This window comes from Phytoactinopolyspora endophytica (genome assembly GCF_004138495.1).
Classification (GTDB): Bacteria; Actinomycetota; Actinomycetes; order Jiangellales; family Jiangellaceae; genus Phytoactinopolyspora; species Phytoactinopolyspora endophytica.
In genome coordinates, this window is sequence record NZ_ML142862.1 from 203,403 (window position 1) to 208,851 (window position 5,449).

The 5,449-nt window shown below is 67.0% G+C and carries 7 protein-coding genes and 1 pseudogene; 2 read left to right on the forward strand and 6 right to left on the reverse strand.

Annotated features, from left to right (window positions below; genetic code table 11):
* Both ELR45_RS42900 and ELR45_RS24150 read right to left on the reverse strand, forming a co-directional pair.
* A pseudogene (locus tag ELR45_RS42900) lies at window positions 1-153 on the reverse strand (RidA family protein); the annotation flags it as partial.
* Between the two features lie 225 nt (window positions 154-378).
* Window positions 379-744 carry a TraR/DksA family transcriptional regulator gene (locus ELR45_RS24150; protein ID WP_205857167.1) on the reverse strand — a complete coding sequence of 122 codons (366 nt, stop codon included), beginning with the start codon at window positions 742-744 and terminating at the stop codon, window positions 379-381.
* Window positions 745-957: 213 nt separating this feature from the next.
* Between ELR45_RS24150 and ELR45_RS24155 the strand changes: the two genes are divergently transcribed.
* Window positions 958-1,932: a helix-turn-helix transcriptional regulator gene (locus ELR45_RS24155; protein ID WP_129668624.1), complete on the forward strand. Its 975-nt coding sequence runs from the start codon at window positions 958-960 to the stop codon at window positions 1,930-1,932.
* Window positions 1,933-1,972: 40 nt separating this feature from the next.
* Here the strand turns inward: ELR45_RS24155 and ELR45_RS24160 are convergent, their stop codons facing one another.
* Window positions 1,973-2,917: a ring-cleaving dioxygenase gene (locus tag ELR45_RS24160; protein ID WP_129668625.1), complete on the reverse strand. Its 945-nt coding sequence runs from the start codon at window positions 2,915-2,917 to the stop codon at window positions 1,973-1,975.
* Between the two features lie 12 nt (window positions 2,918-2,929).
* Window positions 2,930-3,481 carry a YceI family protein gene (locus tag ELR45_RS24165; RefSeq protein WP_129668627.1) on the reverse strand — a complete coding sequence of 184 codons (552 nt, stop codon included), beginning with the start codon at window positions 3,479-3,481 and terminating at the stop codon, window positions 2,930-2,932.
* 112 nt (window positions 3,482-3,593) lie between these two features.
* Between ELR45_RS24165 and ELR45_RS24170 the strand changes: the two genes are divergently transcribed.
* Complete coding sequence (locus tag ELR45_RS24170; protein WP_205857169.1) at window positions 3,594-4,058, forward strand: MarR family winged helix-turn-helix transcriptional regulator; 465 nt, start codon at window positions 3,594-3,596, stop codon at window positions 4,056-4,058.
* A 51-nt stretch (window positions 4,059-4,109) separates the two neighbouring features.
* Here ELR45_RS24170 and ELR45_RS24175 read toward each other — a convergent pair whose 3' ends face one another.
* Both ELR45_RS24175 and ELR45_RS24180 read right to left on the reverse strand, forming a co-directional pair.
* Complete coding sequence (locus ELR45_RS24175; RefSeq protein ID WP_129668629.1) at window positions 4,110-4,925, reverse strand: hypothetical protein; 816 nt, start codon at window positions 4,923-4,925, stop codon at window positions 4,110-4,112.
* The coding region (locus tag ELR45_RS24180; RefSeq protein WP_165368064.1) for a hypothetical protein at window positions 4,922-5,449 on the reverse strand (528 nt) is incomplete at its 5' end. The genes ELR45_RS24180 and ELR45_RS24175, both read right to left, overlap by 4 nt.

A 5,449-nucleotide genomic window follows, 5' to 3' on the forward strand; every position in this document is an offset into this window, starting at 1 on the left:
GGCCATGTCACCGGCATGCTGGGGCTTGCCGTCGTCGCTCATCGCAGTCTGCCCGGAGCAGTACAGGGTCCGGGTGTGCCCGGAGACGAGCTCACCCTGGTTGAATCCCATCTCCACCGACCACGTCACCGGGTTGACTGCAGTTCGTTCCATTGCCACATCAGCTCCATTCGATTCATCGAGAGTCCCTATCCATAAGCCTCCCAACAAATCACGACACCTTTGGTCGTGTATTCCTGGCGAAAATACTCGGGAGCGAAGCGTAGAGCTCGCAGCTCATGAAATGGCCGCGGCCAGCGTGGCCAGGACGCGGCCGGCCGAGTAATTTCCAGCTCCCGCCCCGGGCCGCGGTCGAGTTTCCAACCGTCGTCGAGCGGTCTAGGCCGCGCACGCGATGCAGGTGCGGGCCGCCGGCCGAGCCAGCAGTCGCTCGCGGGAGACGGGTTCACTGCAGCGCTCACAGCGGCCATAGGTGCCGTCGGCAATCCGCTCTAAGGCCATGTCCACGTCAGCCAAGTGATGGTTGGCAGCCGCGAGCAGAGAACTTGTATGCGAACGCTCGAAGGCGATCGTTGACCCTTCAGGGTCGTGCTCGTCGTCGGTCGCGGTGAGCCGCGTCGCCTCAACGATCGAAGTGAGATTCCGGGTCAATGAAGAAATCAGGTCGGACGTGCGCTCGCGGTCGGCGGTGAGTAGTCCGTGTAGTCCGGCGAGGTGGGCGTGAAGGGAGGCCGGAGTGGTCAACGCTTGACCGTACTCCGGCGCCCCATCCACTCCACCAGGCTGTGTGCCCGGCGATTGTTCGGACGGCACCATGTCTTCGTCGCCTCCTTACGGACCATCGAGTCACCAGGAACTCCATCACCTGCCGCGCGTTCCTGTTGTCAATGGGCCGCACCAGTAAGCCTCCCAGCAAAGCACGACATCCTGTGTCGCGTATTCCTGTAAGGTCTTCGTGTGCGCGCCGACCGGTTGGTATCGCTGGTGCTGCTCCTGCGCCAACGAGGTCGGCTCTCCGCCACCGCGCTGGCCCGCGAACTGGAGGTATCCACCCGCACCGTGCTGCGCGACATCGAGGCGCTGTCCGCAGCCGGCGTCCCGGTCTACGCCGAACGCGGACGGCACGGCGGTTTCGCGCTGCTGCCCGATTTCCGGACCGAGCTCACCGGACTGAACCACGACGAGGCCCTTGCCCTGCTGGTCGCCGGATCGCGGCGCGGCGCGCAGGCATTCGGCCTCGGCTCGGCGCTCGCTTCGGCCATGCTCAAGGTGGTCGACGCGCTACCCGACAGCTATCGGAACACCGCGGCCGACGTGGCTGAACGGTTACTCATCGACCCTGAGACCGACCTCCTCTCGCGTCGGCTGGTCGCTGAGGAGGTGCCTGACACCATAGTGGCGGAGGTCCGGCGCGCGGTGTTCGCCGGACACAAGCTGCGCATCCACTACGCGGCGGTGGACCAGACGCCGAAATGGCGCACGGTGGACCCGATCGGCCTGGTCACCGTACGCGACCAGGGCTACCTGCTGGCCACGAGGTCCGGCGCGGACCGCACCTACCGGCTGTCCCGGATCTTGGCCGCCGAGGAACTCGCCGAACCCGCACAGCGACCAGACCGGGTCGATCTGGACCAGGTCTGGCAGGAACGCAGCACGCGGTTTCGGACCGGCGGCGACCAGGTCACCGTGTTGGTACGGGTGAACCCGGCACGGCGGGAGGAGCTGGTGGGCACCGCGCTGGCTGTCCTCACCGAAGAAGCCGACGCAGATGGCCGGCTGCGGCTGGAGGCCACCTTCCAAGACTCGAGACACGCTGAATGGGCGCTATGGCAGCTCGCCACGGACGCCGAAGCGCTGGCCCCGCAGTGGCTGCGCGCCTCCCTGCGCAACCGCGCCGCCGCGATCGCCACCCGCTATGAAGCGGCATCCTGAAATTTATCGCCGTCTGCTGCGAACCGCCGCGCGGACCTGTTCACGGGACGAGTTGCAGGGGCGGAAGGTTGGCCCGGATGTCCTCCCGGCTCGGCTCCAGCCAGGGTGGGAGCTTCAGGGAGCGCCCGAGTTCGAGCAGTGGCTCGTCGATATCGAAGCCCGGGGTGTCCGTAGCGATCTCGAACAGGATGCCGCCGGGCTCGCGGAAGTAGATCGACAGGAAGTACTGCCGGTCCATGATCTCCGTCACATTGACGCCAGCCTCGATCAGCTCGTCCCGCCAGCGAGTCATCGTCGCCAGATCTGGCGCCCGGAATGCCACGTGGTGGACGGTCCCACCGGCTTGCAGGCCACGGTCCCCGTCGTTTGCGGCCACGTCGACGAGTGCACCCGAATGTCCCTCGGCCATCGAGAAGCGCGCGCGGCTGCTCTCTTCTCCGCCGAGTCGCATCCCGAGTTTTGCCGTGAGCATCTCAGCCGTGGGGTCCAGCACACGCTCGCTCATCGTCACGGCATGCAGGCCACGCACGGCGTAGTCGGATGGGATGCTGGCCACGCCGTCCCAGCCCGAACGGCTGTCGCCCGGCGCGGCCACGAGGTCGATGACCATCCCATCGGGGTCGCGAAAGGTGACGACATCCTCGCCGTCGCGGCTGCGCGGCGCGTCGACTGGGGCACCGTGCGTCTTTAGACGCTCGTGCCACCAGCCCACTGAGCCCTCGGGCACGCTGAAAGCCGTCGCGGTCGTCAGCCCTGTGCCTTGTCGCCCCGCCGGGACACCACGCCACGGAAAGAAAGTCAGCACGCTGGACGGTCGGCCCACCTCGTCGCCGTAATAGAGGTGGTAGGTGTCCGGAGCGTCGAAGTTCACCGTCTGCTTGACCAGCCGCAGGCCGAGTATCTGAGTGTAGAAGTCGACGTTGCGTTGCGGATCATCGGCGATGGCCGTGACGTGATGCAGCCCGTGCGGGGCGACCGTGCTCATCGGTTCCCCGCCTCAGGAGGCATTCTTGATGGCGGACACCTCGAACTCCAGTGTGACCTTGTCTCCGATCAGCACACCGCCGGTCTCCAGCGGGGCGTTCCACGCGACGTTGAAATCCTTGCGCTCGATCACGATCTGGCCCTCGAAGCCGACCCGGAAGTTGCCGAACGGGTCGGTGGCCGCGCCACCGTACTCGAACGGGACGGTGACGGACTTCGTGACGTCCTTGATGGTGAGGTCACCAGTCACTTCGAAGCCTTCGTCGCCGGCCTCGCGAATGCTGGTGGTGGTGAAGCTGATCTCCGGGTACTGCTCGACGTCGAGGAAGTCATTAGTGCGCAGGTGACCGTCGCGCTGCCCATTGCGCGTGTCGATGCTGCCCGTCTTGACGACCACCTTGGCGCTCGAGTTGCTCGGGTCATCGCCGTCGATCTTCACGGTGCCTTCGAACTCGTTGAACGACCCACGGACCTTGGTGACCATCGCGTGCCGGGCCACGAAGCCCAGCCGCGAGTGGTGCGCGTCGATGGTGTACTCCCCCGTGAGGGCGCTGTAGTCGGCCATGCTCATACTCCTTTGTTCTACATGCAGGGTCATACCCCACACAGTTTGGTTGACACGTCACACAATACTCGACTTAGGTGATGTGTCAACTATTTCTGGTAGAGTAGTCCCTGTGACGGAGACACGATGGCTTGACGAGGACGAGCAGCGAGCCTGGCGGAGCTTCGTGCACATGCAGGAGAAGCTCAGCGCACGGCTACACCGGCAGCTCCAGACGGACTCACAGCTGTCCCTCTCGGACTTCGCGGTACTCGTCTGCCTGACCGACGTTCCCGAGGAGAGCCTGCGCGTCTCCCAGATCGCCACGGCGCTGGAGTGGGAGAAGAGCCGGGTGTCGCATCAGATCACCCGGATGGAACGCCGCGGGCTGGTCGAACGCGTCGACTGTCCGAACGACGGACGCAGTGCCTTCGTCAACCTGACCGCCTGCGGACGCAAGGCGATCGAGGCCGCGGCGCCCCAGCACGTCGAGACCGTGCGTACGGTCTTCCTCGACCACCTCACCAGGGAACAGCTCGAGACCCTCGAGGCGATAGCGACGAAGGTCATCGACCACCTCGACGCCGAGGGCTCGTGACGTCACCCGGCTCCGGCAGCAGCGCGGGCGTCTGATCTTCCGCCCCTGCCCTCAGGCGCCGGTGATCATCGGGACGACGTCGGCCAGCGCGGCCGTCGCGAGAACGCCTCCGCCGAGCAGTACGGCGCACGCGCCTGCCAGCGGCACGTAGACGGCGAACTCTCCCAGCCAACGGTGCCGGCCCGCGCGCTCATCGAGCCAGTCCCGTCCGGCCAGCACCACGAGGCCGGTCACCAGCACCGTCGTCCCCAGACCCAGCCCGAACACCACGACCATCACCAACGCCAGCCACGCCTGCCCGGTCAGCAGCCCACTGATGAGCACCAGGAACGCCGCCGGTGACGGCACAAGCGCCCCCACTGACGCGATTCCGGCCAGGCCAGCGCGGGACCACGGCGCGACCCCAGAGGCTGGACCGTGGTGATGCTCGTGGTGATGGCCATGACCGCTCTCGTGGCCATGCCCGTCACCGTGTCCATGCCCGTGGTGGACACGTGGCCGACGCAGATGGAAGGCTCGCCACCGACGACGGCTGATCACGACCCCGAGTGCCAGCACGACGACGGCCACCAGCAGCTGACCCCAGGTGGTGACCGCATCGATCGAGACCGCGTCTCTTCCCGCGGTGAGCCACCACAACAGGCCGAGGGCCAGCACCGACGCCGTATGCATGGCCGCGACGATCGCCGCAAGGGCGACAGCATGCCGCCGACGACCGTGCTCGCCTAGCAAGTAGGCGGCCACCATCGTCTTGCCGTGGCCGGGCCGCAGGGCATGCGCGGCGCCGACCCCCACCGCGATGAGTACCGCCACCGGTGCCAGCGCGGTGTCGAACGCCCGGACCATCGCCGCGTCGAGCCCGTTCACGTCTGCTCCCCGCCGCCAATGGAGCCACGGGCCGTGGATCGGCGACGGCGAGCGCCCGCGCCGAGGACGAAGCACACGACGCCCAACGCCGCCACGACAGCCCCTGCGATCGCGGACGTCGACAGCGTGGACGTGTCCGATCTCACACCGAACTCCCAGGTCTGCATGTCGTCGTCGATCGTGAACAATGACCGGTCCGGTGAGGTGGTGCCGTCGCCGATCGCCGCCGTCCGATACGCCTCGTGCACGTCGGTCAGCATCGACACGCCTACCTCCACCTCGGTGACCGTCTCGGGGCAGGTGAAGGTGAGCTCCGCGCCCTGCTCCACCAGCCCGTCCAGCCCGACGTCGGCCGGGCACGGCTCACCCGACTGCCGAACCGAGACGTGCTCTTCGAGATAGGCGGCGACCTCTGCAGACGCCGACAATCGGTCGGCGTCCGTCGCACCGACCGGCTCCGGCGGCGCCGTCGGGCTCACGTCGAACACGATCTCCCGCCGGTCCGGCAGCGCGCCTACCGCGCC